Genomic DNA, 17,030 nt, shown 5'->3' with positions numbered 1-17,030 from the left:
CCCCGGCGTGACCCGATCCTTACAGGTCGAACTTGATGCCCTGTGCCAGCGGCAGGGAGCGGCCATAGTTCACGGTGTTGGTCTGGCGGCGCATATAGCCCTTCCAGGAGTCGGAGCCGGACTCACGGCCACCGCCGGTTTCCTTCTCGCCCCCGAAGGCGCCACCGATTTCCGCACCCGACGGGCCGATGTTGACGTTGGCGATGCCGCAGTCAGAGCCCTGAGCCGACAGGAAGAATTCGCTTTCGCGGACGTCGGTGGTGAAGATGCAGGACGACAGGCCCTGCGGCACGTCGTTCTGCAGGTGAATCGCCTGATCGAAGTCGTCGTAGGTCAGGACATACAGGATCGGGGCGAAGGTTTCGTGCTTCACCACCGCCGACTGGCCGGGCATATCAACGATCGCCGGGGTGACGTAGTAGGCATCCGGGAATTCGGCGGTCAGGGTGCGTTCACCGCCGGTCAGCACGGTGCCGCCTTCGGCCTTGGCGTTGGCAATCGCGGCAGAGAAGCCGTCGAAGGAGGCCTTGTCGATCAGCGGGCCGACCAGCGTGCCGTCCAGCAGCGGGTTGCCGATGCGCACCGACTTATAGGCGGCGGTCAGGCGGGACAGCAGCTGGGCCTTCACCGAGCTGTGGACGATCAGGCGGCGCAGGGTGGTGCAGCGCTGACCGCAGGTGCCGACGGCGGAGAACACGATGGCGCGGACGGCCATTTCCAGATCGGCGGACGGGGTGACGATCATGGCGTTGTTGCCGCCAAGCTCGAGGATCGACCGGCCAAAGCGGGCGGCGACCTTCGGGGCGACTTCGCGGCCCATGCGGGTGGAGCCGGTGGCCGACACAATGGCGACATCCGGGCTGTCCACCAGCGCTTCACCGACGGCACGGCCACCGATGACGGTGTGGTGCAGACCGGCCGGGGCATCCCCGAAGCGGGCGAGGGCACGGTCAAGGATCTTCTGGCAGGCGATGGCGGTCAGCGGGGTCTTTTCCGACGGCTTCCAGATCACGCTGTCACCGCAGATCAGGGCCAGAGCGGTATTCCACGCCCACACGGCAACCGGGAAGTTGAAGGCGGAGATGACGGCGACCACACCGGCCGGGTGCCAGGTTTCCCGCATGGCGTGATCCGGGCGTTCCGAGGCAATGGTCAGGCCGTGCAGCTGACGGGACAGACCGACGGCGAAATCGCAGATGTCGATCATTTCCTGCACTTCGCCAAGACCTTCCTGATAGATCTTGCCGCATTCCAGAGTGACCAGACGGCCCAGGGTTTCCTTCTCGGCGCGCAGTTCTTCGCCAAGGATACGGACCAGTTCGCCACGCTTCGGGCCCGGCACCTTGCGCCATTCGTTGAAGGCAGCCTTGGCGGAGGCGATCACGCCCGGCATGGCCGCAGCGTCGATTTCCGTCACGTTGGCCAGATGGGCCCCGTCAACCGGAGAACGGACGGCCAGCGAGCCGCCGGTCAGGTCAGCGGCGGTCAGGCCGCTTTTGGCGAGGATGTCGGTGTGGGTCATGTCTCTGGAATCCCTGATATTATCGTTAGGTGGGAAAAACGGAAAACAGATCAGATCACGTTCAGTTCCCGCACCGCCCGTTTGCTGGCGATGCGGTCGTAGTTGAAGATCGACAGGTCGATACTTTTATAGGTGCCATGAACGATCAGCTCTGCCGTGGCGCGCCCGGCGGCGGCGGCCTGCTGCAGCCCGTGGCCGGAGAAGCCGTTGGCGAACAGGTAGTTCGGCACTTCCGGATGCGGACCAAGAATCGCGTTCTGGTCCAGCGTGTTATACTCGTAATGTCCGGCCCAGGCATTGGTCATGCGGATGGCCTCGAAGGCCGGGACCCGGGCAGCCAGCAGCGGCCAGATCACCTCATCAAACAGCGGGTAGTCCACCTCAAAATCCCAGCAGGCGGGATCGTGTTCCGGCGGAATGCCGGTGATGAACTGCCTGCCTTCACGCCGGAAATACAGCCCCGACGGATCGACCACCAGCGGGCAGTCGGTGATCGTGGTTTCCGTGGCGCAGGAAAAGACGAAGACGCAGCGTTTGCGCGGCTCAACCGGCAGGGTCAGGCCGGACAGGGCGGCAACCTTGCCCCCGGCAGCCCCGGCGGCATTCACCACCGTGCCGCAGGAGAGGGTGCCGCCGCCCAGCAGCGAAACGCTGCGGGCGATGCCGTTTTCAACGTTAACGCCGGTGACCTCGTCGGTGATGTAGTCCACCCCCTGACGGCGGGCGCAGCGGCGGAACCCCTGCAGCAGGGCGTAGGCATCAAACCAGCCTTCGCCGGTGACGCCATAACCGCCACAGTCAATGTCATCCAGCGCCAGCCACGGAAAGCGGCGGGCCAGTTCAGCCACGTTAAACAGTTCGATATTCGCGCCGTGACGGCGTTGCAGGGCAACGTTGCGGGCAAGGATATCCCGTCCGCCCGGTGTTGCCAGCATCAGATACCCGCCTTCATGCAGGCCGATCTCGGTCTCATCATCCAGAAGGGTCTTGACGTTGCGCAGAAAGTCGATGCCATAAGCGGACATCGCGATATTCTCCGGGGTGGAGAACTGCTGGCGGATCGAGGCGGCGGACAGGGTGGTGGAGGAAAACTGATAGGTCGGATCTTTCTCGATCACCACCACGCGGCCGGTGTAGCCCGGCTGCCGGGTCAGCCACCACGCAACGGCGCTGCCGATGATGCCGCCGCCGATGATCACCACATCCGCTTTGCTGGGGGTCATGACGAGGCTGCTCCGTTACCCTTGTCTCAGCTGCCGATTTAACCCGGCTTTGACCGGCGTGAATAACGATAATAAGCTAAGACTTCATTCCGCTTCGTCATGAAGTGACAGCCCGGACCCGACCCGCCATGCGCCGCATCCTGCCTTCCCTGACTGCCCTGCAATGCTTTGAGGCTGCTGCCCGTCACAGCAGTATTACCCGGGCGGCGGAGGAGCTGAATATGACGCAAAGCGCCGTCAGCCGCCAGATCCGGAATCTGGAGGACTTTTTGCAGCGCAACCTGTTCCGGCGGGTCAAGCAGCGGATTGTGCTGACCCCGGTAGGGGAACTGTATGCCGGAGAAATCCGTGCAGTTCTTGACCGGGCGGAAACAGCCACCGTGCAGGTGATGGCGTATCATAACCGTGGCGGTCTGCTGACCGTGGCCTGCCTGCCCACCTTCGGCTCCCGCTGGCTGGTGCCGCGTCTGTCACGGTTTACCGAGAAACACCCGGATATTCAGCTCAACCTGATCACCCAGATCCGCCCCTTTGATTTTACCGAGGAGAGTGCGGATATCGCCATCCACTTCGGTGCCGAAAGCTGGCCGGGGGCCCAGTCGCATCGCCTGATGGGGGAAGAGATTGCCCCGGTCTGTGCCCCGCGCCTGCTGGAAGGACGGGGGGCGCTGACCCCGGACCAGATCCGCGAATTTACCCTGTTGCAGCATTCCACCCGGCCCCGGGCGTGGCAGGAATGGTGCGCGGCGGAAGGAGTCGCCGGACTGGATGCCTTTGTCGGGCCCCGGTTTGAGCATTTTCATCTGGTGGCGCAGGCTGCGGTGGCCGGGCTGGGGATGGCCATCCTGCCGTTGTTTCTGATTCAGGATGAGCTGGCCAGCGGGGCGCTGGTGCGCCCGTTCGCGCAGGCGATCCGCAGCAGTCATTCCTATTACGTTGTCCACCCCGATCATAAGGCTGATCTGCCGGGGGTGCGGGCGTTCCGTGACTGGATTCTCTCGGAAGCGGCGGAAACGCTGGAACTTGTGCGGTAACACATATCGGTGATGGCCTTCCGGCCTGTGGGCGGGCAAGGTAAGGCCAGACGATCCGCTGGCCGTAATGGAGGCTCCCCCTGATGAGCAAGGTTGTTTTTATCACCGGCGCCACCGCCGGATTCGGGGCGGCCTGCGCCCGCCGTTTTGCCCGTGAAGGCTGGTCGCTGGTGCTGACCGGCCGCCGGGCCGACCGCCTTGAGGCCCTGAAGGCTGAACTGTCAGCGCTGGTGCCGGTGCATGTGGCGGTGATGGATGTGCGCGACGCCGCGCAGGTGCAGGCGGTGGCCGACAGCCTGCCGCCGGAATTTGCCGCCGTGCATACTCTGGTCAACAACGCCGGTCTGGCGCTGGGGCTGGACCCGGCGCAGTCGGCGTCCCTGACCGACTGGCAGACGATGATCGACACCAACATCACCGGAATGACCATCTGCACCCGCATTCTGCTGCCGCGCCTGATCGCAACCGCTGCGACGGCGGACGGGGCGGGGGCGACCGTTGTCAATCTGGGCTCAATCGCCGGAACCTATCCCTATCCCGGTGGCAATGTGTACGGGGCGACCAAGGCGTTCGTCCATCAGTTCAGCCTTAATCTGCGGACCGACCTGCATGGCACCGGGGTGCGTGTCACCTGTATTGAGCCCGGTCATTCGGAAAGCGAATTCTCGCTGGTGCGGTTCAAGGGCGATGCGGACCGGGCAAAGGCCCTGTATGCGGGGACGGATCCGCTGCGGCCGGACGATATCGCCGAGACGGTGTTCTGGGCGGTGTCCCTGCCGCCTCACGTCAACATCAACCGGCTGGAAGTGATGCCGGTGTGCCAGTCTTCCGGTCCGCTGCGGCTGCACCGGGCGGAATAAGGCGGGCCGATGTCTTTACCGGTCAGGGCGACGGATCCGGTCAATCCGTTCGCTCAGGCCGGGGTGGGAAGACAGCAGGGATCCACTGTCGCAGCCCGGTCCGCAATCTGCCTTCAGGGCTTCAAACGCCGTGGCAAGGCCATCCGGTCTGAACCCGGCGCGGGCGGTGAGGGTCAGGGCATAGGTATCGGCATCCCGTTCATCATTACGGGAATAGCCGCTGTCGATCAGGGCCATCGCGGACCCGCCGAGCAGGTCTGAGACGCCGGTATCATCCCCGATATACAGGGTGACGGTTGCCAGCCACAGCGTGGAGCGGATCATCTGCTGCAGGCTGTGGCGGGCCTGTAAGTGTCCCAGCTCATGGGCCAGAACCCCGGCCAGTGCATCATCCTGCGGGATCAGGGTGGCCAATTCGTCGGTCAGCACCACCGGCCCGCCGGGCAGGGCGACGGCGTTGGCCCCCAGCCGGTTGCCACGCCGGAATTCCAGAGAAACATCCGGCGGCAGGCCTGCGGTATCGCGCAGGTGACGGAACAGGGCGGTGATCCGCTGCCGGTCCGGCTCCGGCAGCTCTGACGGGCTGAACATCACTTCGTCAAGGGTGGTCAGGCTGCCGCTGCCGATCTGGCGCTCCAGTGCCGGGGGGACCTGACGGGCGACCCACTGGCTGAGGGCCGGGATCGCCAGCCGCAGGCTCAGCATCAGCAGAACGGTCACGGCGGTCAGCACCGCGAGGGTGGCCCAGCCGCGCCGTTCCAGCCATGTGATTCCGCTGCCGCGGTTGCGGTGCCCCACGGCGGCCAGCAGGGCGCTGAAGCCGGTGTCGTCGGCAGTGACAAAGCGCCCGCCATCGGCCAGCAGCAGGGCCCGGGCGACCCCGGCGATCCGCTCATTAACCCGGTACCCCGGCGGGACCGGCCGGGTTTCGTCCCCCACGGTCAGGATCAGGGTCTGACCGGCGACGGTGAGTTCGGCGGGGATGGTCCGGCTGGTTCCGGCAGCATGGAATGTGCCGCTGACCGGTGGCAGGGGGGCAGGGTCAGAGGGCAACGCTGATCCCTTCCAGATCCATGATTTCGGCGCTGATGACACCCCCGGCTTTATCCTGCGTATCAACAAAGCCATCCAGATCTTCTGCGGCATGGGCGGTGACCGCTTCCACCGTATAGCGGTGCAGGCGCACGGTGGCCCACGGCATCAGCAGGCCAAGGCTGACCACCACCGCCGCCACATTGCTAAGGCAGATCCACGCATAGCGCTGCGGGGACAGCGTGCAGGAAAAGCGGTGCTGCCGCCCGCTTGACGTTCCGCCCAGCCGGGTTCCCCCCAGCGTCAGCACCAGCAGCTGGGCCCGCAGATAGGGCACGGCCACTGCCGAGACGATGAAGATACCGGCATAGACGGCAACAATGGTGATGCCCGCCGCAGCATCGGAGGACAGGTCATCAAACAGGGCGCTGTCCTGCAGGGCGAAGGTCAGGCCGACACCGGCCGCCACAGCGGGGATCAGCATCAGCAGGGCCGCCAGCAGTGTTTTCAGATAGGCGGCATAAAATCCCCCGAGGTCGGCTTCCAGCCGGAACGGCGCGGTTCCGAAGCGGTAGGCATCGGTCAGGTACCGGCTGCGGGCCCGTTGCAGCCACGGCAGCCCCAGCAGTCCGGTCAGATAAACCGGGATCGTCAGCACAAAAAAGTACAGCAGGGTCCGGCCATAGCTGCCCTGAAAATCAAACCGCACGTTCCGCCACACCGTGATCCGGGCATTGAACCGCAGGCCACGGTTAATGATCCACGGCAACCCGAAAAACAGGGCAATCCCCATCGGGATCGCCGCCAGCGGCGCAAAGGTGGTCAGCACCGACCACAGGCCGATCACCACAACCGCAACGATCCGCCCTTTCAGGATCACCCAGCCGGTGGTGTCGTAATCAAACCCCGACCCGGCCAGCAGGGTGTGCCCGTAGAAGTATTTTTTGGTCCGTACTTTGGCCCACGCCGACCAGACCCCCAGCGTCACGATACTAAGCAGCAGGTTGACCAGCCACAGACGGAAGTACCCCTGTGTGCTGCCGGTAAAGCGCAGCGGATGCGCCAGCGGCTGCGCGGCTGCGGTGACGGTGTCGGTCATGGTCGGTGCCCCCGGTAAATATCCCTGCCGGTAGAGTAGCCTTTCCGGACCGGAGAGGGCAACCGCTGCCCCAGATCAGGATCAGGTTGTCAGAAAGGGCTGATAGGCGAACAGGCCGGGGAAGCCGCCGGTATGGAGGAACAGCACCCGGCTATTGGTGCGGATGGTGCCGTCATGCACGGCGGAAAACAGGGCCCCCATCGCCTTGCCGGTATAAACCGGATCAAGGAAGACCCCTTCCTGCCGGATCAGGCTGGAGATGGCGTCGTTCCCGGCAGGGCTGACGATGCCGTACCCGTCGCCTTTGCCCCGGTCATCAATCCATGGGGCCGGGGCGGGGGCCGGGCTGCCAAGCAGGGCAAGGGTACCGGCGGTATCGGTGGCGACAATCGGCGTTGCCTCGGCGACGGTATACCCGATACTCAGGCCGAGAACGCGCTGGGCGACTCCGGCGGCGGCGTAGCCCGCCAGCAGCCCGGCCTGTGTGCCGCCGCTGCCGAGGGTGGTGACCACCAGATCCCAGTGCTGACCGCTGTCGAGAATCTCGGCCACCGCCTGCACATAGCCAAGGCCCCCGGTAGGATTGGATCCCCCGGCAGGAATGAAATAGGGACGGTCAAGCGTCTGCATCAGGGTGGCAATTTCGGCCCGGGCTTCTTCCGCCGTATCCACGTAATGGATGACCGCTCCGGCCAGCATATCCAGCAGGACATTGCCGTTGTTCACATAATCCGGCGTGGTGTTGGGCACCATCCGCACCAGCACCAGATGGGGCTCCAGCCCGGCGCGGCGACAGGCGGCGGCTGTCAGGCGGCAGTGGTTAGACTGCACCGCCCCGACGGTGATCACCGTTCTGGCCCCCTGATCCAGCGCCGCCCCCAGCAGGTATTCCAGTTTGCGCAGCTTGTTGCCGCCGCCGCCATAGGCCCCGACGTCATCGCGCATCAGCGTCAGGGTGATGCCAAGGTCAGCAGACAGGCTGGGCAGGGACGTGTGGCTGCCCGTGCCCGGCGTGACCAGCGGAAAGCGGGGGAACCGCTGCAGGGCGTGGCGCAGATGCGCGGCAGCCGCCCGGTACCGGTCGTGATGGTGATCGTGATCGGGGGTGTGGTGGGCATCGGTCATCGTGGGCCTTCCGGCTGGCTGGGTGTCATGGCAGAAAAGCAGAGCTTGCCCCTGTGGTAGCATCAACCGAGTCCGGAACCGACAGCCCGACTCCGCGCAGCAATATTTCCGCCACATGACGTTTCTGCCGGGTGAAGGCGGCGTCGGTGTAGTCCGTGCCGTCGTTCAGCAGACGGATCTGGCTGGCGAAGTCAGCGAAATGCTGGGTGCTGGCCCAGATCATGAACATCAGGGTGCGGGGATCCACCGGGGCAATCTGGCCGCTGTCGATCCACTGGCGGATTGCCGCCTCACGGTCCCGCAGCCAGCGCCGTACGGTGTCGGAGATATAGTCCGACGTCACCCGGGCCCCGCGGATCATTTCATTGGCCCACACCCGTGATCCGTCCGGGCGGCTGCGGGACAGATCCATTTTGGCGTAAATGTAGCGGGTCAGGGCCACCGCCGGGTCATCGGTGGCGGAGAAGGCCCCGGTCCGGCTGAGCCAGGAGTCGCACACGTCTTCGATCACCCGTCGGTACAGGTCATCCTTGGTCGGGAAGTAGTAGTGCAGATTGGCCTTTGGGACCCCGGCGCGGGCGGCGATCACGGCGGTGGTCGCCCCTTTGAAGCCCTGTTCGGCAAACACCGACTCTGCGGCCTTCAGGATCTGCTGTTCGCTTTCCTCACGGATTGCGGCTTTGGCACGGCCACGCGGGGTGGCCCGCAGTGCGGGCGGGCGGGCAGGGAGCGCGGAGGAGGATGTCATGATGGTCACTCCTGTGGACAGCCGGGCCTGTCCCCTGACCTTGCCTGTCCCTGGCGGGGCCGTCAACAGCGGCTGTCCGCAGCATCCGGGCAGAAGGATGAAAAGACAGGATTTTTCCGGCCCGCAACTCGTCCTCAGGCATAGGGCCATGTCTTCGTTGTCTTATTATTGTGCATCTGCGATTACTTTCTGTGCAGGGACGGGAAGTCTCTGTTTTTAAACAGACTCTCTTATTATTACAGGAAAATTGAAGTCCCTTTATTTTGTATCTTGACCGTTTGGTCGAGATTGCCGCATGCTTCCACTCCATGAAGTACAGGAGGGCAAAAAACAGCCCCCTCGGGAGGCGCCCACACACAGTTGGGAGAACTTCATGATGAGAGAGACAGTAATCCGTATCCCCGATAAGGCGCTGATCAAACGCACAGTCTGAAAAACTGTGGAGGACAGCCTGTTTTTATTTCCGCACAGATCCCTTCTGATCGGTGCGCGGCCCTGAAGTGCTGCGCAGACACAGGGGTATGCGGCATCGGGAGAGACCCATGACCCATTCCGTACCGTTTCTGCCGGTGATTTCGGCAGACGGGCACCCGCTGACGGCTGCCCAGATTGAACAGAATTTCTCAGATCTTCATCCCTGTCTCACAGATCTTCAGGCAATGGCGGAAAGTAATCGCTGCCTGTATTGCTACGATGCGCCCTGCGTCACCGCCTGCCCGACCTCGATTGATATCCCGGGGTTCATCCGTCGCATCAGCACCGGCAACCCGGATGGTGCGGCCCGGACCATTCTGTCGTCCAACATTCTTGGTGGCACCTGCGCCCGGGTCTGTCCGACCGAGGTGCTGTGTCAGCAGGCCTGTGTCCGGAACCGGGCGGAAGATGCCCCGGTGGAAATCGGGCGGCTGCAACGCTATGCCGTTGATCACCTTCTCGACAATACGGCAGCGGCCTATCCCTTTGCCCGCGCCGCTGAAACCGGCCGCCGGGTGGCTGTGGTCGGGGCGGGTCCGGCAGGGTTGGCCTGTGCCCATGCGCTGGCCGTCAACGGGCACAGCGTCACCATTTTTGAGGCCCGGCCTAAGCCGGGGGGGCTGAATGAATACGGCCTTGCCGCCTATAAAATGACCGGCGATTTCGCCCGGCGGGAGGTTGACTTTGTGCTGGCGGTCGGCGGTATCCAGATTGAATACGGCAGGGCGCTGGGCACCGATCTGACACTGGACGTCCTGCGGCAGGACTATGACGCGGTGTTTCTCGGCATCGGTCTGGGGGATACCAACGCCCTCGGGCTGGTGGGGGAAGATAAGGCGGGAGTGGTCGATGCCATCGACTTTATCGCCGGTCTGCGCCAGAGCGAGGATCTGGCCGGATACTGTTCCGCCGCGTCGGTGGTGGTGATCGGTGGCGGCAATACGGCGATTGATGCCGCCGTACAGGCCAAGCGGCTGGGGGCGGAGGAGGTGACGCTGGTCTACCGCCGGGGCCCGCAGCAGATGGGGGCCACCGCCTATGAACAGGATCTGGCCGCCACCAACGGCGTGGTGGTCCGTCACTGGGCCAAGCCGGTTGAAATCAAGGGCAATGGCCATGTCGAAGGGCTGGTGTTCGAGCGGACCCGGCTTGACGGCGGCCGTCTGACCGAGACCGGACGGCGGTTTGAGATCTCCGCAGATCTGGTGCTGAAAGCGATCGGCCAGTCTCTGGCCCCGGCCGCGCTGTCCGGCCTGACCCTGAAGGGTGGCAAAATTGTCGTTGATGAGACCGGGCAGACCACCTTACCCGGCGTTTATGCCGGGGGGGACTGCATCGCCAGCGGTCAGGATCTGACCGTGCAGGCGGTTGAGGACGGCAAGCGTGCCGCCAAGGCCATTCATGCCGCCCTGTCGGCATCACAGCGTTAAGGAGGCGGGACCATGGCAGACCTGAGCTGTACGATTGCCGGAATTCCCTCGCTCAATCCGTTCTGGCTGGCCTCGGCGCCGCCGACGGATAAAAAAGTCAATGTCACCCGCGCCTTCCGGGCCGGATGGGGCGGGGTGGTCTGGAAGACGCTGGGCATTGACCCCCCGGTGGTCAATGTCTCCAGCCGCTACGGGGTACATCACGATACCAACCGGCAGGCGCTGGGCATCAACAACATCGAGCTGATTTCCGACCGGCCGCTGGCGGTTAACCTTCAGGAGATCCGTGAATGCCGCGCTGAGTTCCCCGATCATGTCATCATCGGGTCGATGATGGCACCGATTGAGGAACGGGCCTGGAAAGAGCTGGCGGTGCGCATTGCCGAGGCCGGCGTGCACGGGCTGGAACTGAACCTCGGCTGCCCGCATGGCATGTGTGAGCGCGGCATGGGGTCTGCCATCGGGCAGGTGCCGGAGATGGTGGAGCAGGTGACCCGCTGGGTAAAGCAGGCGGTGGGCATTCCGGTCTTTACCAAGCTGACCCCCAACATCACCAACATCCTGTGGTCGGCGGAAGCGGCGAAACGGGGCGGGGCTGATGCGGTATCGCTGATCAATACCGTTAATTCGATCGTCAGTGTCGATCTGGATGCGATGGCCCCGACCCCGGTGGTGGATGGCAAGGGGACGCACGGCGGCTATTGTGGGTCGGCGGTTAAGCCGATTGCCCTTAACATGGTGGCGGAAATCGCCCGCAATCCGTTTACGGCGGATCTTGAGATTTCCGGGATCGGCGGGATCACCACCTGGCGCGATGCCGCTGAATTCATCGCGCTGGGCGCCAATGGTGTGCAGGTCTGTACCGCTGCCATGCTGTATGGCTTCCGGGTGGTGGAGGATATGGCCGACGGCCTGTCGCAGTGGATGGATGAGAAGGGGCTGACCTCGCTCAGCCAGCTGCACCGCATGGCCGTGCCCAATGTGGTCAACTGGAATGATCTGAATATGGCCTATGACGTCAAGGCCCGAATCAACCCGGATCTGTGTATTGAATGTGGCCGCTGCTACATCGCCTGCGAGGATACCTCGCATCAGGCGATCACCATGACGGACCTTGGCAATGGCCGGAAACGGCTGGAGGTGATCGACGATGAATGCGTCGGCTGCAACCTCTGTTCCATCACCTGTCCGGTACCGGACTGCATTACCTTTGACCGGGTCGATGCGGGCACCGAGTCTGTGACATGGCCGGATCACCCTCTCAACCCGCAGCGGCTGGTTGCCGCTGAATAAGGAGGACGCAGACTGATGACGCGGACCATCCATAACCTGACCATCAATGGCGACCGTCTGTGGCAGAGCCTGATGGACATGGCGAAGATCGGGGCAACGGAAAAGGGCGGCGTCTGCCGCCTTGCCCTGACCGATGAGGATAAGGCCGGGCGCGACCTGTTCGTGCAGTGGTGCCGGGATGCCGGATGCAGCATCCGCATTGATGCCATGGGCAATATCTTCGCCCGGCGGGAGGGGCGCAATCCGGCCCTGCCGCCGGTGATGACCGGATCCCATCTCGACAGCCAGCCGACCGGCGGGCGGTTTGACGGGGTCTATGGGGTGCTGGCCGGGCTGGAGGTGATCCGCGCCCTCAACGATGCCGGATACGAGACAGAGGCCCCGGTGGAGGTGGCGGTGTGGACCAACGAGGAAGGGTCGCGCTTTGCCCCGGCGATGATTTCTTCCGGTGTGTTCGCCAAGGTGTTTGAGCCGGAGTACGGGCTGTCCCGCGCCACGCTGGACGGACAGACCATCGCGCAGGAGCTGAAGCGTATCGGATACGACGGCCCCGATCATCCGACGGTCGATGCCCATCCGGTCGGGGCCTATTTTGAGGCGCATATCGAACAGGGGCCGATTCTCGAGGCCGAAGGAAAGACTATCGGCGTGGTCACCGATGCGCAGGGGCAGCGCTGGTATGAAATCACCTTCACCGGGCAGGAAAGTCATGCCGGACCAACCCCGATGACCCGCCGCCGCGATGCTCTGGTCGGGGCGGCCCGCATTGTTGAGGCGGTCAACCGGATCGGTCATGCCCACCAGCCTTATGCCTGCGCCACCGTCGGGCTGATGCAGATTCACCCCAACAGCCGTAACGTTATTCCCGGTCAGGTATTCTTTACGGTGGATTTCCGGCATCCGGATGATGCGGTGCTGGCCCGGATGGACCATGACCTGCGGGCTGCCTGCGAGACTGTGGCGCAGGAGGTCGGGCTGGAGATGGATTTCCGGCAGATCTGGTATTACGCGCCGATCCGGTTTGAGGAGTCCTGTGTCGCGGCGGTGCGGGCGGCGGTGGAACGCAACGGGTATCCGGCACGGGATATGGTCTCCGGTGCCGGGCATGATGCCTGTTACCTGTCGAAAGTGGTGCCGACCGGCATGGTGTTTATCCCCTGCATTGATGGCATTTCTCATAATGAGGTGGAGGATGCCACCCCGGAATGGGTGGCTGCCGGCGGGCAGGTGCTGCTGGAGGCAATGCTGGCCAAGGCTGACGCTCTGGCACCGGCCCGGACGGAGGCGGTACCCGCCTGAGGCATCAATTCAGGGTTACTTTTTGTCGGTGGACGGACTGCCGTTTTCTGTTCATCGTTCTTTCCGATCTTTCCTGACCGGCAGGGCTGGCAGTGCCACCCCGCCGGGAAAGACGCCCGGTTCGTCAAGAAACCGGCGGGACACCAATACAGGCCCGGTGCGGGCGATCTGCATAAGCAAGCAGGTCAAGCGTAACGGACGAGGAAACGTGTGTCGGGTTTCATGATGCTGCGTTGGGTTTTCAGCCTCGGGAGGAGGCGGAACCAGTCGAAACAGGGAACCGGTTCCGAGGTGTGGCCGCAAAGAGCCCCCCGGACGCGTCACTTTGGGAGAACATCAGATGTCACAGGGACATGCGGCCGGTTCGGCCGTGGGCGGACAGACCGTGTCCGATGAGTTCGGGGTCGCGCACCTCGCCATCGCCAACGCCGATCCGGATTTGTGGAATGAAGACCTTGCCCCGGCATCCCCGGCGGCCCGGACGTGGGACTGGAAGGCCATTGCCGCCCTGTGGGTCGGCATGGTGGTCTGCGTGCCCACCTATATGCTGGCCGCGGGGCTGGTCAGCGAAGGGATGAACTGGTGGCAGGCGGTGCTGACCGTCCTGCTGGGGAATGCCATTGTGCTGCTGCCGATGATGCTGATCGGCCACGCCGGGGCCAAGCACGGGATTCCGTTTCCGGTGCTGCTGCGGTCCTCTTTCGGCACCTCGGGTGCAAAAATTCCTGCACTGGCGCGCGGGCTGGTCGCCTGCGGCTGGTTTGGCATCAACACCTGGGTCGGTGGCTCCGCCATTTACGTGATCCTCAATGCCCTGACCGGGGATGCGGTGAAGGGAACACCGCTGCCGGGGCTGGGGATTGATCTGGCCCAGACGGTCTGCTTCCTGCTGTTCTGGGCGCTGCATATCTGGTTCATCCGCCACGGCACGGAATCAATCCGCTGGCTGGAAACCCTGTCGGCGCCCTTCCTGATTTTCATGGGGCTGGCCCTGCTGGCATGGGCGTACATCAAGGCCGGTGGCTTTGGGGCGATGCTGTCCACTCCGTCGGCCTTTGGGCCCGGTGGTGCCAAGGAAGGGCAGTTCTGGGCCGTGTTCGTGCCGGGGCTGACGGCGATGGTCGGTTTCTGGGCCACCATGGCACTGAACATTCCTGATTTTACCCGTTTTGCCAAAAGCCAGCGCGATCAGATCATCGGGCAGGCGGTCGGGTTGCCGCTGCCGATGGCCCTGTTTGCATTTATCGGGGTGGCGGTGACCTCGGCGACCGTAACGATTTTCGGCGAGCCGATCTGGGATCCGGTGGCACTGGCGGGCCGGATGGGCGGTTTTGGGGTGGTGATTGCCCTGTTCGCCCTGCTGGTCGCAACCATCACCACCAATCTGGCCGCCAACGTGGTGGCCCCTGCCTATGGCTTCTCGAACCTGTCGCCGTCGAAGATTTCCTTCAAGATGGGCGGCTATATTACCGCCGGCATCGGTATTGCCATGTTCCCGTGGAAGCTGCTGGAAACCGCCGGGGCCTATCTGTTCACCTGGCTGATCGGATACTCGGCATTGCTGGGACCGATTGCGGGGATTCTGCTCGCCGACTACTTCCTGCTGCGGAAAACCAATCTGAACATCGGCGATCTGTTCCGCCATGATGGTGAATACGGCGGGGACAAGCGCTGGAACAAAGCCGGTCTGATTGCCTTTGTTGCCGGGGCGCTGCCCTGCCTGCCGGGTTTCCTGAATGCCGCCGGTCTGGTGTCCGGGGTGCCGGGGATCTTTGTGTCGATCTACGGCTATGCGTGGTTTGTCGGCCTTGGTGTTTCGGCGGTGGTCTATCTGCTGCTGGCGGGTGGTAAGGCCCGCGCCTGATCTGTCTCTGACGGTCCGGGCTCTGACGGTCCGGGTGGCTGCCACCTGTTGCGGCATCCCGGACCGTTTCTCTCAACACAGTCTGGTGTTTTGTCCTGACCGCATTGTTTTGTGCGGCCACAGGACCTGTGCATTCGCTTTACGGGGAAGGAAGATCCGATGTCGATCCTGATCAAGGGCGGTACCGTTGTGACGGCGGAAACGGAGTTCCGCGCTGACGTGCTGATTCAAAGCGGTCTGATCACCGCTGTCGGCACCGGGCTGGATGTGCCCGTCGGAACAGAGGTGGTGGACGCCGGGGGCTGCTATGTCATGCCCGGCGGCATTGACCCGCACACCCACATGCAGCTTCCTTTTATGGGGACGGTCGCCAGCGAGGACTTTTTCACCGGCACCGCTGCGGCGATGGCCGGGGGCACCACCACCATCATTGACTTTGTGATCCCCAGCCCGAAGCAAAGCCTGATGGAGGCCTATCAGACCTGGCGTGGCTGGGCGGAAAAGTCGGCCTCTGATTACTCCTTCCATGTGGCGGTGACATGGTGGGATCAGACTGTTCATGACGATATGGGCACGCTGGTGCGGGACTATGGTGTCAACAGCTTCAAGCATTTCATGGCGTATAAGAACGCCATCATGGCTGATGACGAGATCCTCTATAACTCCTTCAGCCGGGCACTGGAACTGGGGGCCATTCCCACCGTTCATGCCGAAAACGGTGAACTGGTGTTCCAGTTGCAGAAAAAACTGATCGCGGAAGGGATCACCGGGCCGGAAGGGCATCCGCTGTCCCGCCCCCCGGAAGCGGAAGGTGAAGCGGCCAACCGCGCCATCCGTCTGGCCGAAGTGATCGGGGTGCCGGTGTATCTGGTGCATGTCTCGGCGGAACAGGCGCTGCAGGAGATTATCCGCGCCCGCAGTGAAGGGCACCGGGTGTTTGGTGAAGTGCTGGCAGGGCACCTGCTGATTGATGACAGTGTCTACCGTCATCCTGACTGGGATTATGCGGCAGCCCATGTGATGAGCCCGCCGTTCCGGGCCCCGCATCATCAGACCGCATTATGGAAGGGGCTGCAGGCAGGCCACCTGCAAACCACCGCCACCGATCACTGCTGCTTCTGTACGGAGCAGAAGCGGATGGGGCTGGAAAGCTTTGCCAAGATCCCCAACGGGACCGGCGGAGTGGAAGACCGGATGACCGTGTTATGGACCCATGGGGTGCGCACCGGTCGGCTGACCCCGTCAGAATTTGTCGCCGTCACATCGGCCAACGCGGCCCGTATTTTCAACATCTATCCGCGCAAGGGTACGGTGCAGGTCGGTGCCGATGCTGATCTGGTGGTGTGGGATCCGGCAGCCAGCAAAACCATATCTGCCAAAACCCACCACCAGAAGGTCGATACCAATATCTTTGAAGGCATGACTGTTACCGGCCTGCCAACCGTCACCATCAGCCGTGGCGTGGTGACATGGCAGGATGGTGATCTGCGGGCCGTGGCCGGGGCGGGCCGTTATGTTGACCGCCCGGCCTTCGCCCCGATGTTCGGGGCTGTACAGAAGGCGGCGGATCTTCGCCGCCCGACGGCAGTCCCGCGTTAAGCGGAGTTTTCGGACTCCGCATCCATGCGTCTCCCAGACACGCATCAGCCTTACGGGGGTCCGGCGCCGGACCCCCGCCTTTCTCTGGGGGAGGGGGGCGTGAAACCGGCCTGAAACCGCAGGGCCCTGAAAAAGAGTCATTTTTCTGAAAAAAGTGTTTGACGGTTCTGCGTGAGGGGCCTATAAAGCGCCTCCCGACGACGCGGGCCGCAGCGAAAAGCGCTGACGGTGCGGAGTTGGAAGTCACCCCGGTGGCGCCGCTGTTAGACAAGTGAAGAGAGGGAAGGGATACGTGGGTATCTGGCCGGACGAATGGCTGGAACCTGAGTATCTTGTAAAGCAATGCTTTGTGAGAGTAATGGTTCAGGTCAACTTGAGAGTTTGATCCTGGCTCAGAACGAACGCTGGCGGCAGGCCTAACACATGCA

The 17,030-nt window shown here is 63.4% G+C and carries 13 protein-coding genes; 7 read left to right on the top strand and 6 right to left on the bottom strand.

The features are described from left to right. Positions 1 to 19 precede the first annotated feature (19 nt). Together amaB and G365_RS0117855 are read right to left on the bottom strand one after the other, a co-directional pair. Positions 20 to 1,522 carry an L-piperidine-6-carboxylate dehydrogenase gene (amaB, locus tag G365_RS0117860; protein ID WP_019646907.1) on the bottom strand — a complete coding sequence of 501 codons (1,503 nt, stop codon included), beginning with the start codon at positions 1,520 to 1,522 and terminating at the stop codon, positions 20 to 22. Positions 1,523 to 1,572: 50 nt separating this feature from the next. Beyond that, positions 1,573 to 2,745: an NAD(P)/FAD-dependent oxidoreductase gene (locus tag G365_RS0117855; protein WP_019646906.1), complete on the bottom strand. Its 1,173-nt coding sequence runs from the start codon at positions 2,743 to 2,745 to the stop codon at positions 1,573 to 1,575. A gap of 128 nt (positions 2,746 to 2,873) precedes the next feature. Between G365_RS0117855 and gcvA the strand changes: the two genes are divergently transcribed. Further along, on the top strand, positions 2,874 to 3,779 hold the full coding sequence (gene gcvA / locus G365_RS0117850; protein WP_019646905.1) for a transcriptional regulator GcvA: 906 nt from the start codon (positions 2,874 to 2,876) through the stop codon (positions 3,777 to 3,779). A gap of 83 nt (positions 3,780 to 3,862) precedes the next feature. Beyond that, complete coding sequence (locus G365_RS0117845; RefSeq protein ID WP_019646904.1) at positions 3,863 to 4,639, top strand: SDR family NAD(P)-dependent oxidoreductase; 777 nt, start codon at positions 3,863 to 3,865, stop codon at positions 4,637 to 4,639. 15 nt (positions 4,640 to 4,654) lie between these two features. On the opposite strand, the gene G365_RS22255 is transcribed toward G365_RS0117845, so the two are convergent. The 4 genes from G365_RS22255 to G365_RS0117825 all read right to left on the bottom strand — a co-directional run bounded on the left by G365_RS22255 (position 4,655) and on the right by G365_RS0117825 (position 8,643). Further along, positions 4,655 to 5,692, bottom strand: a complete 1,038-nt coding sequence (locus G365_RS22255; protein WP_019646903.1) for a M48 family metallopeptidase — start codon at positions 5,690 to 5,692, stop codon at positions 4,655 to 4,657. Continuing rightward, a complete protein-coding gene (locus tag G365_RS22250) occupies positions 5,682 to 6,770 on the bottom strand; it encodes a YjgN family protein (RefSeq protein WP_019646902.1) in 1,089 nt (362 codons plus the stop codon). The genes G365_RS22255 and G365_RS22250 overlap by 11 nt, the downstream gene beginning before the upstream one ends. Positions 6,771 to 6,851: 81 nt before the next feature. After that, positions 6,852 to 7,895: a D-cysteine desulfhydrase family protein gene (locus G365_RS0117830; RefSeq protein WP_019646901.1), complete on the bottom strand. Its 1,044-nt coding sequence runs from the start codon at positions 7,893 to 7,895 to the stop codon at positions 6,852 to 6,854. Positions 7,896 to 7,920: 25 nt separating this feature from the next. Further along, positions 7,921 to 8,643, bottom strand: coding sequence for a TetR family transcriptional regulator C-terminal domain-containing protein (locus tag G365_RS0117825; protein WP_019646900.1), 723 nt, complete (start codon positions 8,641 to 8,643; stop codon positions 7,921 to 7,923). Positions 8,644 to 9,185: 542 nt separating this feature from the next. Here G365_RS0117825 and G365_RS0117820 point away from each other — a divergent pair. From G365_RS0117820 to hydA, 5 genes are all read left to right on the top strand, one after another. Then, positions 9,186 to 10,547, top strand: coding sequence for an NAD(P)-dependent oxidoreductase (locus tag G365_RS0117820; protein ID WP_019646899.1), 1,362 nt, complete (start codon positions 9,186 to 9,188; stop codon positions 10,545 to 10,547). 12 nt (positions 10,548 to 10,559) lie between these two features. Beyond that, the gene (preA, locus tag G365_RS0117815) at positions 10,560 to 11,840 is read left to right on the top strand and encodes an NAD-dependent dihydropyrimidine dehydrogenase subunit PreA (protein ID WP_019646898.1); all 1,281 of its coding nucleotides are present in this window, start codon (positions 10,560 to 10,562) and stop codon (positions 11,838 to 11,840) included. Between the two features lie 15 nt (positions 11,841 to 11,855). Continuing rightward, a complete protein-coding gene (locus G365_RS0117810; RefSeq protein ID WP_019646897.1) occupies positions 11,856 to 13,139 on the top strand; it encodes a Zn-dependent hydrolase in 1,284 nt (427 codons plus the stop codon). A gap of 340 nt (positions 13,140 to 13,479) precedes the next feature. Then, positions 13,480 to 15,003 (top strand): NCS1 family nucleobase:cation symporter-1, encoded by a 1,524-nt coding sequence (locus G365_RS0117805; protein ID WP_019646896.1) that lies wholly within the window; start codon positions 13,480 to 13,482, stop codon positions 15,001 to 15,003. 159 nt (positions 15,004 to 15,162) lie between these two features. Then, complete coding sequence (gene hydA / locus G365_RS0117800; protein WP_019646895.1) at positions 15,163 to 16,602, top strand: dihydropyrimidinase; 1,440 nt, start codon at positions 15,163 to 15,165, stop codon at positions 16,600 to 16,602. Positions 16,603 to 17,030: the final 428 nt, after the last annotated feature.

The sequence above is a fragment of the Novispirillum itersonii subsp. itersonii ATCC 12639 genome, assembly GCF_000381985.1.
In the GTDB taxonomy this organism is placed as follows: domain Bacteria; phylum Pseudomonadota; class Alphaproteobacteria; order Rhodospirillales; family Rhodospirillaceae; genus Novispirillum; species Novispirillum itersonii.
Note: the sequence above shows the minus strand (reverse complement) of the source record. Positions and strands in the feature narration are given on the sequence as shown.